This window comes from Comamonas sp. A7-5, assembly GCF_039581385.1.
GTDB lineage: Bacteria > Pseudomonadota > Gammaproteobacteria > Burkholderiales > Burkholderiaceae_C > Comamonas > Comamonas thiooxydans.
The window spans coordinates 322,335-338,533 of record NZ_JBCPWO010000002.1 but is presented as its reverse complement, the minus strand read 5'-3'; the positions used below and the strand labels follow the sequence as shown (position 1 = coordinate 338,533).

The 16,199-nt window shown below is 60.3% G+C and carries 15 protein-coding genes and 1 tRNA gene; 7 read left to right on the top strand and 9 right to left on the bottom strand.

The window, feature by feature from the left end:
- From pilB to AAIL67_RS04455, 6 genes are all read left to right on the top strand, one after another.
- Window positions 1-1,743 (top strand): type IV-A pilus assembly ATPase PilB, encoded by a 1,743-nt coding sequence (gene pilB, locus AAIL67_RS04480; protein ID WP_003062195.1) that lies wholly within the window; start codon window positions 1-3, stop codon window positions 1,741-1,743.
- Between the two features lie 24 nt (window positions 1,744-1,767).
- Complete coding sequence (locus AAIL67_RS04475) at window positions 1,768-2,985, top strand: type II secretion system F family protein (protein WP_012837103.1); 1,218 nt, start codon at window positions 1,768-1,770, stop codon at window positions 2,983-2,985.
- Window positions 2,985-3,854 carry an A24 family peptidase gene (locus AAIL67_RS04470; protein WP_343483468.1) on the top strand — a complete coding sequence of 290 codons (870 nt, stop codon included), beginning with the start codon at window positions 2,985-2,987 and terminating at the stop codon, window positions 3,852-3,854. Before AAIL67_RS04475 ends, AAIL67_RS04470 begins: the two co-directional genes overlap by 1 nt.
- A gap of 3 nt (window positions 3,855-3,857) precedes the next feature.
- The gene (gene coaE / locus AAIL67_RS04465; protein ID WP_343483467.1) at window positions 3,858-4,484 is read left to right on the top strand and encodes a dephospho-CoA kinase; all 627 of its coding nucleotides are present in this window, start codon (window positions 3,858-3,860) and stop codon (window positions 4,482-4,484) included.
- Between the two features lie 87 nt (window positions 4,485-4,571).
- Window positions 4,572-5,327, top strand: coding sequence for a cell division protein ZapD (gene zapD / locus AAIL67_RS04460; protein ID WP_003062189.1), 756 nt, complete (start codon window positions 4,572-4,574; stop codon window positions 5,325-5,327).
- A 103-nt stretch (window positions 5,328-5,430) separates the two neighbouring features.
- A complete protein-coding gene (locus AAIL67_RS04455; RefSeq protein ID WP_034357520.1) occupies window positions 5,431-5,640 on the top strand; it encodes a DNA gyrase inhibitor YacG in 210 nt (69 codons plus the stop codon).
- Window positions 5,641-5,757: 117 nt separating this feature from the next.
- Here AAIL67_RS04455 and AAIL67_RS04450 read toward each other — a convergent pair whose 3' ends face one another.
- The 4 genes from AAIL67_RS04450 to secA all read right to left on the bottom strand — a co-directional run bounded on the left by AAIL67_RS04450 (window position 5,758) and on the right by secA (window position 11,832).
- A complete protein-coding gene (locus tag AAIL67_RS04450; protein ID WP_052052682.1) occupies window positions 5,758-6,228 on the bottom strand; it encodes an NUDIX domain-containing protein in 471 nt (156 codons plus the stop codon).
- A gap of 12 nt (window positions 6,229-6,240) precedes the next feature.
- Window positions 6,241-7,176 carry an ATP-binding protein gene (locus tag AAIL67_RS04445; protein WP_034357518.1) on the bottom strand — a complete coding sequence of 312 codons (936 nt, stop codon included), beginning with the start codon at window positions 7,174-7,176 and terminating at the stop codon, window positions 6,241-6,243.
- A gap of 291 nt (window positions 7,177-7,467) precedes the next feature.
- The gene (gene argJ / locus AAIL67_RS04440) at window positions 7,468-8,697 is read right to left on the bottom strand and encodes a bifunctional glutamate N-acetyltransferase/amino-acid acetyltransferase ArgJ (protein ID WP_343483466.1); all 1,230 of its coding nucleotides are present in this window, start codon (window positions 8,695-8,697) and stop codon (window positions 7,468-7,470) included.
- Between the two features lie 375 nt (window positions 8,698-9,072).
- Window positions 9,073-11,832, bottom strand: coding sequence for a preprotein translocase subunit SecA (secA, locus tag AAIL67_RS04435; RefSeq protein WP_045838439.1), 2,760 nt, complete (start codon window positions 11,830-11,832; stop codon window positions 9,073-9,075).
- Between the two features lie 315 nt (window positions 11,833-12,147).
- On the opposite strand from secA, the gene AAIL67_RS04430 reads away from it, so the two are divergent.
- On the top strand, window positions 12,148-12,453 hold the full coding sequence (locus tag AAIL67_RS04430) for a hypothetical protein (RefSeq protein ID WP_003062178.1): 306 nt from the start codon (window positions 12,148-12,150) through the stop codon (window positions 12,451-12,453).
- A gap of 56 nt (window positions 12,454-12,509) precedes the next feature.
- On the opposite strand, the gene AAIL67_RS04425 is transcribed toward AAIL67_RS04430, so the two are convergent.
- From AAIL67_RS04425 to AAIL67_RS04405, 5 genes are all read right to left on the bottom strand, one after another.
- Window positions 12,510-12,585 (bottom strand) — tRNA-Thr (locus AAIL67_RS04425).
- 84 nt (window positions 12,586-12,669) lie between these two features.
- Complete coding sequence (locus tag AAIL67_RS04420) at window positions 12,670-13,188, bottom strand: ClpXP protease specificity-enhancing factor (RefSeq protein ID WP_253232516.1); 519 nt, start codon at window positions 13,186-13,188, stop codon at window positions 12,670-12,672.
- 99 nt (window positions 13,189-13,287) lie between these two features.
- Window positions 13,288-13,899 (bottom strand): glutathione S-transferase N-terminal domain-containing protein, encoded by a 612-nt coding sequence (locus AAIL67_RS04415; RefSeq protein WP_003058564.1) that lies wholly within the window; start codon window positions 13,897-13,899, stop codon window positions 13,288-13,290.
- A 100-nt stretch (window positions 13,900-13,999) separates the two neighbouring features.
- On the bottom strand, window positions 14,000-14,755 hold the full coding sequence (locus AAIL67_RS04410; RefSeq protein ID WP_003062174.1) for a cytochrome c1: 756 nt from the start codon (window positions 14,753-14,755) through the stop codon (window positions 14,000-14,002).
- A gap of 17 nt (window positions 14,756-14,772) precedes the next feature.
- A complete protein-coding gene (locus AAIL67_RS04405; RefSeq protein ID WP_003062172.1) occupies window positions 14,773-16,188 on the bottom strand; it encodes a cytochrome bc complex cytochrome b subunit in 1,416 nt (471 codons plus the stop codon).
- Between the last annotated feature and the right edge of the window lie 11 nt (window positions 16,189-16,199).

The following is a 16,199-nucleotide window of genomic DNA, read 5'->3' as shown; positions in this document are numbered from 1 at the left end:
ATGGCTGCTGCCGACACTCTGCAAAAGAACACTCCTGCGCCCATTGCCATCCCAGGTTTAGGCAGGGCCCTGATTTCTGCAGGAAAGGTTTCTCAGCAAGCCGCCGAGAACGCAGCCAAGAAAGCCGCCACAGGCAAGACCCCGTTCATCACCGAGCTCAGCCAGTCTGGTGAAATCAGCGCGCTGGAAATTGCCGAAACCATTTCCATGATGTTCAGCACTCCGCTGCTGGACCTCAACGCCATCGACGTCCAGCAACTTCCGCGCGAGCTGCTGGACCCGAAAATCAGCAACGCCTATCGCGTGCTGGCACTCAGCAAGCGCGGCAATCGGCTCACCATCGCCACGGCAGACCCTACTCAGCAGGAAGCTGCCGAACAGATCAAATTCACGACTCAGTTGCTGGTGGACTGGGTGGTTGTCGAGGCCGACAAGCTGCAAAAGCTCGTCGAGCAGACCGGCAAGAGCGTCAGCGAATCTCTGGACACCTATTCCAGTTCTGGAGACTTTGACTTTGACGACGTCAAGATCGAGGATGCCCCCGAGGAAAAAGACAATGCCGTCGGCGCCGAGGTCGAGGATGCGCCGGTCGTCAAGTTTCTGCACAAGATGCTGCTGGACGCCTTCAATATGCGCGCGTCCGACTTGCACTTCGAGCCCTACGAACACAATTACCGCGTGCGCTTTCGTATCGACGGCGAGCTGCGCGAGATTGCCTCTCCACCGATTGCGATCAAGGACAAGCTGGCTTCGCGCATCAAGGTGATCTCGCGCCTGGACATCTCGGAGAAACGCGTTCCGCAAGACGGCCGCATGAAGCTCAAGGTCGGCCCTGATCGCGTCATCGACTTTCGTGTCAGCACCTTGCCCACGCTGTTTGGCGAAAAGATCGTGATCCGTATTCTGGATCCTAGCTCGGCCAAGATGGGCATCGATGCCCTCGGCTACGAGCCCGAGGAGAAAGAGCGCCTGCTCAAGGCCATCAACCGCCCCTACGGCATGATTCTGGTTACCGGCCCCACGGGCTCGGGCAAGACCGTGTCGCTCTACACCTGCCTGAACCTGCTCAACCAGCCGGGCGTGAACATTGCCACCGCCGAAGACCCTTCCGAAATCAACATGCCCGGCGTCAACCAGGTGAATGTGAACGAGAAGGCCGGCCTGACCTTTGCCGCTGCGCTCAAGTCCTTTCTGCGCCAGGACCCGGACATCATCATGGTCGGTGAAATCCGTGACCTGGAAACCGCCGACATCTCGATCAAGGCCGCCCAGACCGGGCACCTGGTGCTGTCCACGCTGCACACCAATGACGCTCCGACCACGCTGACGCGCATGCGCAATATGGGCATCGCCCCTTTCAATATTGCCTCCAGCGTGATCCTGATCACCGCCCAGCGTCTGGCGCGACGCCTGTGCGCGCAGTGCAAGGAACCCGCCGACATACCGCACGACGCCCTGATCGATGCCGGCTACGACGAAGCCGAACTCGACGGCAGCTGGGTCAGCTACAAGCCTGTCGGCTGCCCTGCCTGCAACAACGGCTACAAGGGACGTGTCGGTATTTATCAGGTGATGCCCATCAGCGAAGAAATTCAGCGCATCATCCTGCGTGACGGCAGCGCCCTGGAGATTGCCGCACAGGCCAAGGCCGAGGGGGTACGCTCTCTGCGCGGCTCGGGCCTGCATAAAGTCAAGCTGGGTCTGACCTCACTCGAAGAAGTGCTGGCGGTCACCAACGAATAAAACCAGTATCAGTGAGGGAACGCCATGGCAAGCGCAGCGTCCAAGGGAATCAAGGAATTTCTCTTCGAGTGGGAAGGCAAGGACCGCAACGGCAAGATCGTTCGCGGCGAAACTCGTGCCGGCGGAGAAAACCAGATCCAGGCCATGCTGCGCCGCCAGGGCGTGACTCCGTCCAAGATCAAGAAGCGCAGGACCCGCGGCGGCAAGAAGATCAAGCCCAAGGACATTGCGCTGTTCACTCGCCAGCTGGCCACCATGATGAAGGCCGGCGTGCCGCTGCTGCAGTCTTTCGACATCGTGGGCCGGGGCAACACCAACCCCAACGTCACCAAGCTGCTCAACGACATCCGCTCCGATGTGGAAACCGGCACTTCGCTGAGCGCCGCCTTTCGCAAGTTTCCGCTCTATTTCAACAGCCTCTACTGCAATCTGGTGGAGGCCGGCGAGGCCGCAGGTATTCTGGAGTCGCTGCTGGACCGTCTTGCCACCTATATGGAAAAGACGGAAGCCATCAAGTCCAAGATCAAGTCGGCGCTGATGTACCCCACGTCGGTCATGATCGTGGCCTTCGTCGTGGTGACCGTGATCATGATCTTCGTGATCCCGGCCTTCAAGGAGGTCTTCACCTCCTTTGGCGCCGACCTGCCCGCGCCCACGCTGCTGGTGATGGGCATCAGCGATTACTTTGTCCAGTACTGGTGGCTGATCTTCGGCGTGCTGGGCGGCGGCATCTATTTCTTCATGCAGGCCTGGAAGCGCAACGAGCGCGTGCAGCAATTCATGGACCGCACCATACTCAAGCTGCCCATCTTCGGCGTGCTGATCGAGAAGTCCTGCGTGGCCCGCTGGACGCGTACGCTGTCCACCATGTTTGCCGCCGGCGTGCCGCTGGTCGAGGCGCTGGACTCCGTGGGAGGCGCCTCGGGCAACTACCTCTACAGAAATGCCACCGACAGGATTCAGTCGGAAGTCTCCACGGGCACCAGCCTCACGGTTGCCATGGCCAATGCCAACATCTTCCCTTCCATGGTGCTGCAGATGTGTGCCATCGGCGAGGAATCGGGCGCCATCGACCATATGCTGGGCAAGGCAGCCGATTTCTATGAAAGCGAAGTCGACGAAATGGTGGCGGGCCTCTCCAGCCTGATGGAGCCCATCATCATCGTCTTCCTGGGCACCTTGATCGGCGGCATCGTGGTGTCCATGTATCTGCCTATCTTCAAGCTGGGTCAAGTGGTCTGATGATTTCCGAACTGGTGTTGAATGCCGCTGTCGGCGGCGTGCTGGGCTTGCTGATCGGCAGCTTTCTGAATGTGGTGATCCACCGCCTGCCCCTGATGATGGAGCAGGAATGGCATGCCGAAGGTGCGCAATGGGCCGAGGAACAAAAGGACAAGGGCGCCAGAATCGAGCTGCCGCCGGCCAAGCCTGCCATCACGCTGAGCCAGCCTCGTTCGCGCTGCCCGCATTGCGGCCATCAGGTCGCCTGGTACGAGAACATTCCCGTGCTGAGCTACCTGTTTCTGCGCGGACGCTGCGCCGAGTGCAAAAAGCCCATCAGCCTGCGCTACCCTGTGGTTGAGCTGGTCTGCGCCGCGCTGTTTGCCTTCTGCCTGGGCCGCGACGGCCTGACCGCCACCGGCTTTGCCTGGTGCGGCTTCAGCGCGGCGCTGCTGGCGCTTGCACTGATAGACTGGGACACCACATTCCTGCCGGACTCCATCACTCTGCCCCTGCTCTGGGCCGGCCTGATCGCCTCCGCACTGCAGTGGACCAGCGTGCCTCTGCAACAATCGCTGTGGGGCGCCGTCGCAGGCTATATGTCGCTATGGCTGATCTTCTGGGCCTTCAAGCTGGCAACGGGCAAGGAAGGCATGGGCTACGGCGACTTCAAGCTGTTTGCCGCACTCGGTGCCTGGTTTGGATGGCAGGCACTGGTGCCCATCATTCTCATGGCATCGGTCGTGGGCGCCGTCATCGGCATTGCACTCAAGATCAACAGCAAGCTGCGAGAAGGCGGCTATGTGCCCTTCGGCCCTTTTCTTGCCGGCGGCGGTTTCGTCAGCCTGATCTGGGGCCCGCAGGCGGTGCTCAGCTTTGCAGGCCTGTAATCCATGAAAGTCGCACCTGAGCGCTCACCATTCAGACTGGGGCTGACGGGCGGCATCGGCAGCGGCAAAAGCACGGTTGCTGCCAGGCTGCAGGCATGCGGCGCGACGCTGATTGATGCCGACCATATCTCGCGCAGCCTGACGGCAAGCGGCGGCATGGCCCTGCCCCTCATCGCTCAGGCTTTTGGTGCCGATCTGATCGACGCACAGGGCGCCCTCAACCGCGCCCGCATGCGCGAGCTGGTCTTCGCCGATCCGTCCGCGCGCCAGCGCCTGGAAGCCATTCTCCACCCCCTGATCGCCGAGCAGACCCGGCAGCAGCATGAAGCAGCCGTGGCTGCGGGCAGCAAACTCATCATGCACGACATTCCGCTGCTGGTCGAGTCCGGCCACTGGCGAACACGCCTGGATGGCGTGCTGGTCGTGGACTGCCGCGAAAGCACGCAGACAGAGCGCGTCATGGCACGCAGCGCTCTCACACGCGAGGCCGTGCAGGCCATCATCGACGCCCAGGCCACGCGTGCCCAGCGTCTGGCCACGGCCGACTGGGTCATCTATAACGATGACGGGGTCACAATCGAAACTCTCCACGCATATACCGATCAAATCGCTGCATGGTTCGGGCTATGATGCAGACCATGGCTTGGCCTGTGCGTGTGATCGCCGCATGTGCACGTTGACCGCTGATTCCTGTGCACCCCGAGGAGCCCAGCAAACGTGATCCTGTACGAATATCCTTTTAACGAGCGTCTGAGAACTTATCTGCGCCTTGAGCAGCTGTATCGCCGTCTGCGCGAGCTGCTGACCCGCGCGCATTCGGTCGATCATCATTTCGCCCTGATCACCATCTTCGAGATCATGGACGTGGCCTCGCGCAGCGATCTGCGGGCCGACGTCATCAAGGACCTGGAGCGCCAGAAGCACCTGCTGGACGTGTTGCGCGACAACCCCGATATTTCCCAGCACATGCTGCACCAGGTGGCGCGCCAGGTGGAGAGCTGCTTTGCCACCATCAATGCACAGACCGGCAAGACCGGCCAGGCGCTGACCGAGAACGAATGGCTGATGTCCATACGCAGCCGTGTGGGCATACCCGGCGGCACCTGCAGCTTTGACCTGCCGGCCTATCACGCCTGGCAGAATCTCGATCCGCGCTACCGCCAGCGCGACCTCGAAGACTGGGCCGGCGAGCTGACCCCGCTGGGTCAGGCGCTTGAGCTGATCCTGCAACTGCTGCGCGAAACCGGCATTCCCCAGCGCGTGGTGGCCGAGCAAGGCGTGTTCCAGCAGGCCATGCCGGCCGGCCGCAGCTTCCAGCTGCTGCGCCTGCGCATAGAGCCGCATCTGAATCTGGTGCCGGAAATCAGCGGCAACCGCCTGCTGGTGTCGGTGCGCCTGCTCAAGCTGGCCCATGGCAGCAAGCCCCAGCCCAGCAATGACGACGCCACTTTCGAGCTCACGCTCTGCGCATAAGTAAGTCCTCGGCAGTCTTCTCGTCCCGATTGAGCCGCACATTGCGGCTCAATGGCTTTCAGGGTCGGCCACCCGTGTTTTCCAGCTGTGATACATCTACGCCATGAGCACTGACAAGCAATCCCCCACCATGGTGAAATGCCCGACCTGCGGCGGCCCCAGCGTTTTTTTGCCCAGCAACAAATTCCGCCCCTTCTGCAGCGAGCGTTGCCGCAATATCGACCTGGGCGCCTGGGGCAATGAAGAATTCCGCGTTCCGGCTCAGACGCCTCCCGAAGATGCGCCGTTTGGTGATCCACGCACGGAAAACTAAGCGAGGCAGTAAAAACAAGAGCGCCTTGCGCCTGGCATGTCTTGATTTCAGCTTGATTGACCAAGAAAATCGAGATTCAACCAGCGCAAGGCGCTCTTTATTTCAGAGCATACCGTTTCAGGCCAGAGGCTGCTGCGCCTCGTAATGGCTTTGATCAAAGACCAGGCCGCGCTCCTCGCTCAGCCATTGCAGCACGGGATAGGCACCGGGCAGGACGGGGTGCACATCGAGCGGCAACTGCTGCCAGGCCATTTGCTGGCCCTCGCGCATCTCGAACTCGCCCGTCCATTCCGTCACCTTGCACCAATGCAGACGCACCAGCGCATGCGGGTAGTCATGCTCGGTCACCTTCCAGGCATGGGCCTGGCCAATGGTCACGCCCAGCTCTTCGATCAGCTCGCGGCGCAAAGCCTGCTCCACGCTCTCGCCGGCCTCCAGCTTGCCGCCAGGAAACTCCCAGTAGCCCGCATAAGGCTTGCCTGCAGGGCGGCTTGAAATCAGCAGCGCCCCATCGGATTCGCGCAACAGCACGCCCACGGCCACTTCCGTGTGCTTGCGCTGCGCCTGTGTTTCAGCAGTCACTTCCACAACACTCTTTCTTCATTCCAGGTCTGCTTCTTCAGCCAGACCGTCCACATCTTCAATGCGCTTCTTGACCGTCACAGGGCGCTCGTTGCGGCCCGCGTAATCGCGCGCGAACTGGTGGGCCACACGGCCGCTGCGCGAGCCGCGCTCCAGCGCCCAGACCAGGGCTTCGGGCCTGGCCGCCTCGATGGTGGCCTGGTCCATGCCCAGCGCAGACAGCCACTGCGCCACCACGCGCAGATACTCGTCCTGGCTGAAGGGGTAGAAGCTCACCCAGAGACCGAAGCGCTCGGACAGCGATATTTTTTCCTCCACCACCTCGCCGGGGTGGATCTCGCCGTTCTCGCTTTTTTGCTGTGCCAGGTTGTCCGTCATGTACTCGGGCAACAGATGGCGCCGATTGCTGGTGGCATAGACCAGCACATTGGGCGTGGCTGCGGAAACCGAGCCATCCAGCATGGATTTCATGGCCTTGTAGCCTGGCTCGCCCTCTTCAAAGCTCAGATCGTCGCAATAGATGATGAACTTCTCGCTGCGGCCGGCGACCACGTCGACGATGTCGGGCAGATCGGTCAGATCGGCCTTGTCCACCTCGATCAGACGCAGGCCCTGGGGCGCAAAGCTGTGCAGACAGGCGCGGATCAGCGAGGACTTGCCCGTGCCGCGCGCGCCCGTCAGCAACACGTTGTTCGCCGTGCGACCACTGACGAACTGCTCGGTATTGCGCGCAATCTTTTCCTTTTGCACGTCGATGTTCTGCAGATCGGACAGCTGCATGGCACCCACATGGCGCACCGGCTCCAGCACGCCGCAGCCGTTCGCGCGCTTGCGGTAGCGCCAGGCAATCGCCGCATTCCAGTCGGCGGGCGCCTGCAGGGGCTGGGGCAGCACGGACTCGATGCGCTGCATCAATTGCTCGGCACGCTCGACCAAGCGCTCCAAAGGGTTCATCACATCTTGCACGATCGAATCTCCATCTGTTTTTATAGCTGTTAGCGCTTGATACTGCTTGATTTCAATGAGAAAAATAACTGAAATCAACTAAATACAAGCGATAGCAGCTGCTTAATTTATAGCCCCATCACTTTAAAACTGGCGCACCCAAAACCAGAGACAGCGAGCAAGCGCCGCCGCGCAGCGAGGCTGTCGTCCCCCTCCCATAGCGCGCAGCGCGTAGAGAGAGGGGGAAGGCGCGTTGCCCAGGCGGGACCGCCCAGGCAACGCGCCTCAGGGGGTGATCATTTACGACCGGTAATCCGCATTGATCGTCACATATTCGTGACTCAGATCGCAGGTCCACACCGTCTGCGCGGCATCGCCACGACCCAGCAGCACGCGCACCAGGATCTCCTGCTGCTTCATCACGCGCTGACCGTCTTCTTCCTTGTAGGAAGGATTGCGACCGCCATCGACCACCACATGCACATCGTCCAGGTACAGATCGATTTTGGTCTGATCCAGATCGGCAATGCCGGCATAGCCTACAGCGGCCAGGATGCGGCCCAGGTTGGGGTCGGAAGCAAAAAAGGCCGTCTTGACCAGGGGAGAGTGGGCAATGGAGTAAGCGACCAGGCGGCACTCCTCCTCATTCTTGCCACCCTCGACTTTGACGCTGATGAACTTGGTGGCACCCTCGCCATCGCGAACAATGGCCTGCGCGAGTTTTTGCGCCACTTCCAGCAATGCTGCCTTGAGCTGCTCGCCTTCGGTGCTGGAGAGCTCCTTGATCTGGGCGTTGCCAGCCTTGTGGGTGGCGATCAGCACGAACGAGTCATTGGTGGAAGTGTCGCCATCAATGGTCACGCGGTTGAAGGAGCCATCGGCCAGTTCCTTGACCAGGGGCTGCAGCAGCTCAGGGGCAATCGCCGCATCGGTAGCCAGAAAGCCCAGCATGGTCGCCATATTGGGGCGGATCATGCCCGCGCCCTTGCTGATGCCGGTGATGGAAACCGTCTTGCCGCCAATGCTGACGCTGCGGCTGAAGGCCTTGGGCAAGGTGTCGGTGGTCATGATGCCTTCGGCAGCCGTGGCCCAGTTATCAGCCTTGGCGGCAGCAATGGCCTTGGGCATGCCCGCCACGATGCGGTCAACGGGCAGCTCTTCCATGATCACGCCGGTGGAGAAAGGCAGGATCTGGCCCGCGCCCAGGTCCAGCTCCTTGGCCAGAGCCGCGCAGGTGGCGCGGGCATTGGCCAGACCGGCGGCGCCGGTGCCGGCATTGGCATTGCCGGTGTTGATGACCATGGCGCGGATGCCGGTGCCGGCCGCCAGATGCTCGCGGCAGATCTGCACGGGAGCGGCGCAGAAACGGTTCTGGGTGAACACGCCGGCCACCGAGGCGCCTTCGTCGAGCAGGAACACCGTCAGGTCCTTGCGATTGGCCTTGCGCACGCCGGCTTCGGTAACACCAATGCGAACGCCATTGATCGCCAGCAGATCAGCGGCGACGGGAGCGGAAAGATTCACGGACATTTCTGTATGTTCCTAGAAAAGTGGAAAACACCCCCTGAGCCGCTGCGCGGCTTCCCCCTCTCTCGCCAGGCGGGAGGGGGACGACATCCTCGCTGCGGGGCGGCCCTTGCTCGATGTCTCTCGCTTGGAGCACGCCACTGATTCACAGTCCGCGGGGCAAGTTCGGGCTGCAAGCAAAACGTTCCCCATTATCGGAACAAACAGAGGCCTGAACGGACTTGCCGGATTTTGTTGCGCAAAAAGCTGCGCCCCAATGCAAACACGGGCCGCAGCCCGTGTTGTTCGATAACGCATGCTCCAAGCCAGAGACGGCCAGCAAGGGGCGCCACCGCAATGAGTCCCCTTCAGGGGAAAGGCGCCAAGCGCCTCAGGGGGTCAGGACAGCTTGCCGTGGCAAAGCTTGAACTTCTTGCCGCTACCGCAGGGGCAAGGGTCGTTGCGGCCCACGTGCACGCCCTCGGGCATGGCCAGAGGCTCGGCCAGCATCACGTCGTCCTCGATGCTCATGCCTTCGGTTTCCGAGGGCGAGGCATAGCTCATGTGCTCCAGGCTCTGCGCGCCGCGCTCGTTCATGGCGACGGCGGCTTCGTCCATCTCTTCGCGCGAGCGGACCTGGACCGTCATCAGCACGCGGGTGACTTCGGTCTTGACCTGATCGATCAGTTGGCGGAACAGCTCGAAAGCCTCGCGCTTGTATTCCTGCTTGGGCTGCTTCTGGGCATAGCCGCGCAGGTGAATGCCCTGGCGCAGATAGTCCAGCGCGGCCAGGTGATCGCGCCAGTTGGTGTCGAAGCTCTGCAGCAGCACGGCGCGCTGGAATTGCGTGAAGTTCTCCTGGCCGATCAAGGCCACCTTGGCATCGAACAGATCGTGGGCTGCCTTGACGACCTTCTCCAGAATGTCTTCGTCGGTGATGGATTCGGAACCCGCCACGTCCTGCTGCAAGGAAAGATCGATCTGCCATTCGCTGGCCAGCGCCTTCTCCAGGCCGGGCACATCCCACTGCTCTTCCATGGACTCGGCCGGCACGTACTGACGCACCAGGTCGGTGATCACGTCCTCGCGCATGGCGGCCAGCATGCCATTCAGGTCTGTGGAATCCAGAATGTCGTTGCGCTGCTGGTAGATCACCTTGCGCTGGTCGTTGGCAACGTCGTCATATTCGAGCAGTTGCTTGCGCATGTCGAAGTTGCGTGCTTCGACCTTGCGCTGCGCCGACTCGATGGAGCGGGTCACGATGCCGGCCTCGATGGCTTCGCCTTCGGGCATCTTCAGGCGGTCCATGATGGCCTTGACACGGTCGCCCGCGAAGATACGCATCAGCTGGTCGTCCAGGCTCAGATAGAAGCGCGAGGAACCGGGATCGCCCTGGCGGCCCGAACGGCCACGCAGCTGGTTGTCGATACGGCGCGACTCGTGACGCTCGGTGGCGATGATGCGCAGACCGCCCAGTGCCACGATCTTGTCGTGGGCCACTTGCCAGTCGGCACGCAGCTGCTCGATCTGCTGGTTGCGCTCGGTCTCGCTGAGTGCCTCGTTGCTCTCGATGGCCTTGAGCTGCTTGTCGATATTGCCGCCCAGCACGATGTCGGTACCACGGCCGGCCATATTGGTGGCGATGGTGATCATGCCTTCGCTGCCCGCCTGGGCAATGATGTCGGCCTCGCGTTCATGCTGCTTGGCGTTGAGCACCTGATGGGGCAGCTTTTCGCGGGTCAGCAGCTGGTCGATGATTTCGGAGTTCTCGATCGAGGTCGTGCCGACCAGCACAGGCTGGCCGCGCTCGTAGCACTCGCGGATGTCCTTGATCGCCGCGTCGTACTTTTCCTTGGTGGTCTTGTAGACGCGATCGAGCTGGTCCTGGCGCTTGCTGGGCTTGTTGGGCGGCACCACCACGGTTTCCAGGCCATAGATTTCCTGGAATTCGTAGGCTTCGGTGTCGGCCGTACCGGTCATGCCCGACAGCTTCTTGTAGAGACGGAAGTAGTTCTGGAAGGTGATCGAGGCCATGGTCTGGTTCTCGGCCTGGATGGCCACACCTTCCTTGGCTTCCACGGCCTGGTGCAGGCCATCGCTCCAGCGACGGCCGGCCATCAGACGGCCGGTGAACTCGTCCACGATCACGATTTCGTCGTTCTGCACCACATAGTGCTGATCGCGGAAGTACAGCTGGTTGGCACGCAGCGCGGCGTACAGATGATGCACCAGAGAGATGTTGGAGGGGTCGTACAGGGACGAGCCTTCGGCGATCAGGCCGGCATGGGCCAGCAGGCGCTCGGCCGCTTCATAGCCCTGATCGGTCAGGTAGACCTGATGGGATTTTTCATCGACCGTGAAATCGCCGGGCTTGGTCACGCCTTCACCCGTGCGGGGATCGGCTTCGCCCTCCTGACGCACCAGATTCGGCACGATCTGATTCATGGCCACGTACATGGCCGTGTGATCTTCGGCCGGACCGGAGATGATCAGCGGAGTACGCGCCTCGTCGATCAGGATCGAGTCCACCTCGTCGACGATGGCGTAGTTCAGCACGCGCTGCACGCGGTCGCCGGGCTCGTACACCATGTTGTCACGCAGGTAGTCGAAGCCGTATTCGTTGTTCGTACCGTAGGTGATGTCGGAGTTGTATGCCTGCTGCTTTTGTTCGCGCGACAGATTGGGCAGGTTGATGCCCACCGACAGGCCGAGGAAGTTGTAGAGGCGAGCCATGGTCGTGGCATCGCGATTGGCCAGGTAATCATTGACGGTCACGACATGCACGCCCTCGCCCGACAGGGCATTGAGGTACACGGGCAGCGTCGCGGTCAGCGTCTTGCCTTCTCCGGTGCGCATTTCGGCAATCTTGCCGTAATGCAGCGCCATGGCGCCCAGCATCTGCACGTCGAAGTGACGCATCTTCATGACGCGCTTGGAGCCTTCACGCACTACGGCAAAGGCTTCGGGCAACAACTCGTCCAGCGCCTCGCCCTTGGCAACGCGGTCCTTGAACTCCTGCGTCTTGGCGCGCAATGCCTCATCGCTGAGCTTTTCGTACTCAGGCTCCATCGCATTGATGCGAGCGACTGTTTTACGGTATTGCTTGAGCAACCGGTCATTGCGGCTGCCGAACAGTTTGGTGAGGAAATTGGTGGCCATGCGTGCGAAGGCACATTGCTTTTTTGCCTGTTGCGCAAAGCAATGTGTCCAGAATCCCTTGATTGTTGGTCTTCAGATGGGGCCGTCCCTGCGGCAGTCAAGAGCCACACCCGAAATGGGTGAAAAAACCTCCTGACGCACCCCAAACAGGGACAGGACCAAAAAATGATTCTAACCGCGCAAGCCTGCCTTGGCTTTTCGCTACTCCAGAGCACGTATGGGATTGCACTGCACGCGCAAATAGCCAGCACTGCGGCATTCATTCTCGGCTGAGCTAAGCTCGGGCTTGCCCTTGCCCAACTGTTTGCCGCTCGCATGACCATTGTTCGCCGCCATCACGCCGTAACTGCCATCAATGCCATGGAGTCATCTCCCACATTGGCGCGCCTGGCAGCCCTGACTCAGGACTCCAGCAACCGGCTCAAAGCCGTTTTACCCCTGGTTCCGCCCATGCTGCGCGCCAGCTTGCAGGCCGGCCCCATTGATGAAGACGGCTGGTGCCTGATCGTGAAAAACAACGCTGCTGCGGCCAAAGTGCGCCAATTGCTGCCGGCCATGGCGGCTCATCTGCGCACCAAAGGCTGGGCCGTCAACAGCATCCGCATCAAGGTTCAGGCCTGACAAGACCTTTTTAGAGGCAGAAAAACAAAAAAGGCCTCCGAAGAGACCTATTTGTTTGGTGCCGGTTGTCGGATTCGAACTGACGACCTACCGCTTACAAGGCGGGTGCTCTACCAACTGAGCTAAACCGGCGAAGACTGAATTCTAACGTAGAAATTCAGCCCCAAAAGAAGAATCCTGAAATTTCCCGATCTGCCGGCAAAAACACTGGCCGGACTACTTCACACGCTTGAGCGCCGGACGACCACCTGCGGGTGGCGGCGTACGAGGAGCATCATCTTCGCCGGAAGCTTCTGCTTCCGCCTTGACGGGAACCAGTTGCACCACACGCTCGGCCGAGGACTCCTCATCCGACTCCATGTCGGGCTCGGCATCCTCCATCGATGGCGCATCGCCATCCTCGGGGACTTCGTCCTCCTCGGGCGGGAAGGCCATGCCCTGGCCGGTCTCGCGGGCATAGATGGCCATGACGTTCGCCACAGGCACCATGATTTCCCGTGGCTGGCCGCCAAAGCGTGCCTTGAATTCAACATACTCATTGCCGATCAGCAGGCCGCTGGTCGCGTCATAGCTGATGTTGAGCACGATTTGACCATCACGCACAAACTCCATGGGCACCTGGGTGCTGCGGTCCACACGCACGGCAATATGGGGCGTCAAACCATTGTCGGTACACCATTCAAACAATGCCCGCAGCAGATACGGACGGGTTGAAGTCGTTTCAGGGGCTGTCATCTCATTTCCTGACGAATCAAATCCAGAAGATTGCAAAGACAAAAAAGCGGGCAGATGAAGGAAAGCCCTTCAACATGCCCGCTCTGCGCTCATGTGCAATTACTTGCGCATGACCTTTTCAGAAGGAGTCAGTGCTTCAATGTAAGCGGGGCGCGAGAAAATGCGCTCGGCATACTTGAGCAGAGGGGCAGCATTCTTGGACAGCTCGATGCCGTAGTAGTCCAGGCGCCACAGCAGGGGAGCAATCGCCACATCCAGCATGGAGAAGTTCTCGCCCATGATGTACTTGTTCTTCAGGAAGATGGGCGCCATCTGGGTCAGGCGGTCACGGATATGGGCACGAGCCTTCTCCAGAGCCTTTTCATTGCCCTTGACGTTGCGCTCTTCCAGAGCGCTCACGTGCACGAACAGTTCCTTTTCGAAGTTCAGCAGGAACAGGCGCACACGGGCACGGTCCACAGGGTCGCCAGGCATCAGCTGGGGATGGGGAAAGCGCTCGTCGATGTACTCGTTGATGATGTTGGACTCGTACAGGATCAGGTCGCGCTCGACCAGGATTGGCACTTGACCATAGGGGTTCATCACGGCGATTTCTTCGGGCTTGCTGAACAAGTCCACATCGCGGATCTCGAAATCCATGCCTTTTTCAAACAGCACAAAGCGGCAGCGGTGTGAGAAGGGGCAAGTCGTTCCCGAATAAAGCACCATCATGGTGGAGACTCCTAAAAATCAAAAAGAGTGGGTTGCCCACGGCACCCCACTCTGCACTAACACGGTTTGGCTGCAGACAACTTCTGCACGGCGGCAAAGCTTATTTCACGTCTTTCCAGAACGCGGCATTCAGGCGCCAAGCGATAAAGATGAAGAAGGCCAGGAAAATCAACACGCCCACCCCGATACGGGTTCGGGTGTTCTGAGCCGGCTCCCCCATCCATTGCAGGTAATTCACCAGATCGCCAACTGCCTGATCGTACTGCACTGCGCTCATCTTGCCAGGAGACACCTGCTCCCAACCCTTGAAGACCTGGGTCTTAGTTCCATGGTCGTCATGCTCTTCGAAGATGGCGCGACGCTCACCCTGCAGCTCCCACAGCGCATGCGGCATGCCTACGCTGGGAAAGGCAAGATTATTCCAGCCCGTGGCCTTGGTGTCATCCCTGTAAAAAGTACGCAAGAAGGTATACAGGTAATCAGCTCCCGAGCCGCCCGAGCCGGCACGCGAGCGCGCGATCACGGTCAGGTCGGGAGGGTTGGCACCGAACCACTCCTTGGCTTCCTTGGGATTGATGGCTGCCTTCATGGTCTCACCCACCTTGTCGGTGGTGAACAACAGATTGTCCTTGATGTCCTGATCGGTCAGACCGATGTCCTTCAAGCGATTGAAACGCATGAAGGCAGCGGAGTGGCAGCTCAGGCAGTAGTTGACAAAGATCTTGGCACCATTTTGCAGGGATGCCGTGTCGCTGGTGTTGACTGGCGCCTTGTCCCAGTGGATGCCGCCTTCAGAAGCTTGCGCAGCGCCGGCAATACCCAGGGCTGCAACCAGGGTCAGAATCAGTTTCTTCATTCTTGTTCTCTCCTGCTTCAGTGAGGCTTGAAGGTGACACGCTCGGGCACGGGCTTGGTTTCACCCAAGCGGCTCCACCAGGGCATGAGCAGGAAGAAGCCGAAGTAGAACAGCGTGCCGACCTGCGACACCTTCTCGCCCACCGGCGACGGAGGCTGCACCCCCAGATAGGCCAGGACGACGAAGTTCACCACAAACACTGCATACACATATTTGTGCCAGCTGGGACGATAGCGGATCGACTTGACCGGGCTGCAATCGAGCCAGGGCAGGGCAAACAGGATGATGACCGCACCACCCATGACGACCACGCCCCAGAACTTGGCGTCGATGGACAGCATCATGGCGATGGCACCCAGGGCCACGATGGCGACGGCGCCCTTGGCAAAACCGGGCAGGCGCGACTTGAGAATGCCGTAGCCGGCACCCAGCACCACGCAGGCGATCAGCACATACATCATCTCGCTGGTGATGGCACGCAGCATCGAATAGAAGGGCGTGAAGTACCAGACAGGGGCAATGTGATTGGGCGTCTTGAGCGGGTCGGCCGGGATGAAGTTGTTGTACTCCAGGAAGTAGCCGCCGAACTCGGGCGCAAAGAACACCACGGCCGAGAACAGGAACAGGAACACCGTCACGCCAAAGATGTCATGCACCGTGTAGTAAGGGTGGAAGGGCACGCCATCCAGCGGGCGGCCCTTTTCATCCTTGGGCGCGTTCGGGCCCTTGATCTCGATACCGTCTGGATTGTTGGAGCCCACGTCGTGCAGCGCCAGCAAATGCGCAACGACCAGACCCAGCAGCACCAGAGGCACGGCGATCACGTGGAAGCTGAAGAAGCGGTTCAGAGTCGCATCGCCCACCACATAGTCGCCACGGATCAGCAGAGCCAGATCGGGACCGACAAAGGGGATGGCGGAGAACAGGTTCACGATCACCTGGGCGCCCCAGTACGACATCTGACCCCAGGGCAGCAGATAGCCCATAAAGGCTTCGGCCATCAGCACCAGGAAGATGGCGCAACCGAAGATCCAGACCAGTTCGCGCGGTTTGCGGTAAGAACCGTACAGAAGACCGCGAAACATATGCAGATAGACCACCACAAAGAACGCCGAGGCGCCTGTGGAGTGCATGTAGCGGATCAGCCAGCCCCAGGGCACATCACGCATGATGTATTCCACGGAAGCAAACGCCTTTTCGGCATCGGGCTTGTAGTGCATCACCAGGAAGATGCCGGTGACGATCTGGATCACCAGCACCAGCAGCGCCAGCGAGCCGAAGATGTACCAGAAGTTGAAGTTCTTGGGAGCGTAGTACTCCGACATATGGACGCGGTACGCATCGAATGCCGTCGGAAACCGGTTCTCCAGCCAGTTCATGGCCTTCGCTCCGGTTGTGGAGTTCGGGTCGATTTGCTTGAATTCGTGAGCCATTGTTCTTGTCT

Bases quoted from the DNA above. Each gene is read 5' to 3' on its own strand.
- AAIL67_RS04475 (WP_012837103.1), top strand. From the start codon at position 1,768: ATGGCAAGCGCAGCGTCCAAGGGAATCAAGGAATTTCTCTTCGAGTGG.
- AAIL67_RS04445 (WP_034357518.1), bottom strand. From the start codon at position 7,176: ATGAACCCTTTGGAGCGCTTGGTCGAGCGTGCCGAGCAATTGATGCAG.
- AAIL67_RS04470 (WP_343483468.1), top strand. From the start codon at position 2,985: ATGATTTCCGAACTGGTGTTGAATGCCGCTGTCGGCGGCGTGCTGGGC.
- argJ (WP_343483466.1), bottom strand. From the start codon at position 8,697: ATGTCCGTGAATCTTTCCGCTCCCGTCGCCGCTGATCTGCTGGCGATC.
- coaE (WP_343483467.1), top strand. From the start codon at position 3,858: ATGAAAGTCGCACCTGAGCGCTCACCATTCAGACTGGGGCTGACGGGC.
- secA (WP_045838439.1), bottom strand. From the start codon at position 11,832: ATGGCCACCAATTTCCTCACCAAACTGTTCGGCAGCCGCAATGACCGG.
- AAIL67_RS04415 (WP_003058564.1), bottom strand. From the start codon at position 13,899: ATGATGGTGCTTTATTCGGGAACGACTTGCCCCTTCTCACACCGCTGC.
- AAIL67_RS04410 (WP_003062174.1), bottom strand. From the start codon at position 14,755: ATGAAGAAACTGATTCTGACCCTGGTTGCAGCCCTGGGTATTGCCGGC.
- AAIL67_RS04455 (WP_034357520.1), top strand. From the start codon at position 5,431: ATGAGCACTGACAAGCAATCCCCCACCATGGTGAAATGCCCGACCTGC.
- AAIL67_RS04405 (WP_003062172.1), bottom strand. From the start codon at position 16,188: ATGGCTCACGAATTCAAGCAAATCGACCCGAACTCCACAACCGGAGCG.
- AAIL67_RS04420 (WP_253232516.1), bottom strand. From the start codon at position 13,188: ATGACAGCCCCTGAAACGACTTCAACCCGTCCGTATCTGCTGCGGGCA.
- AAIL67_RS04430 (WP_003062178.1), top strand. From the start codon at position 12,148: ATGACCATTGTTCGCCGCCATCACGCCGTAACTGCCATCAATGCCATG.
- pilB (WP_003062195.1), top strand. From the start codon at position 1: ATGGCTGCTGCCGACACTCTGCAAAAGAACACTCCTGCGCCCATTGCC.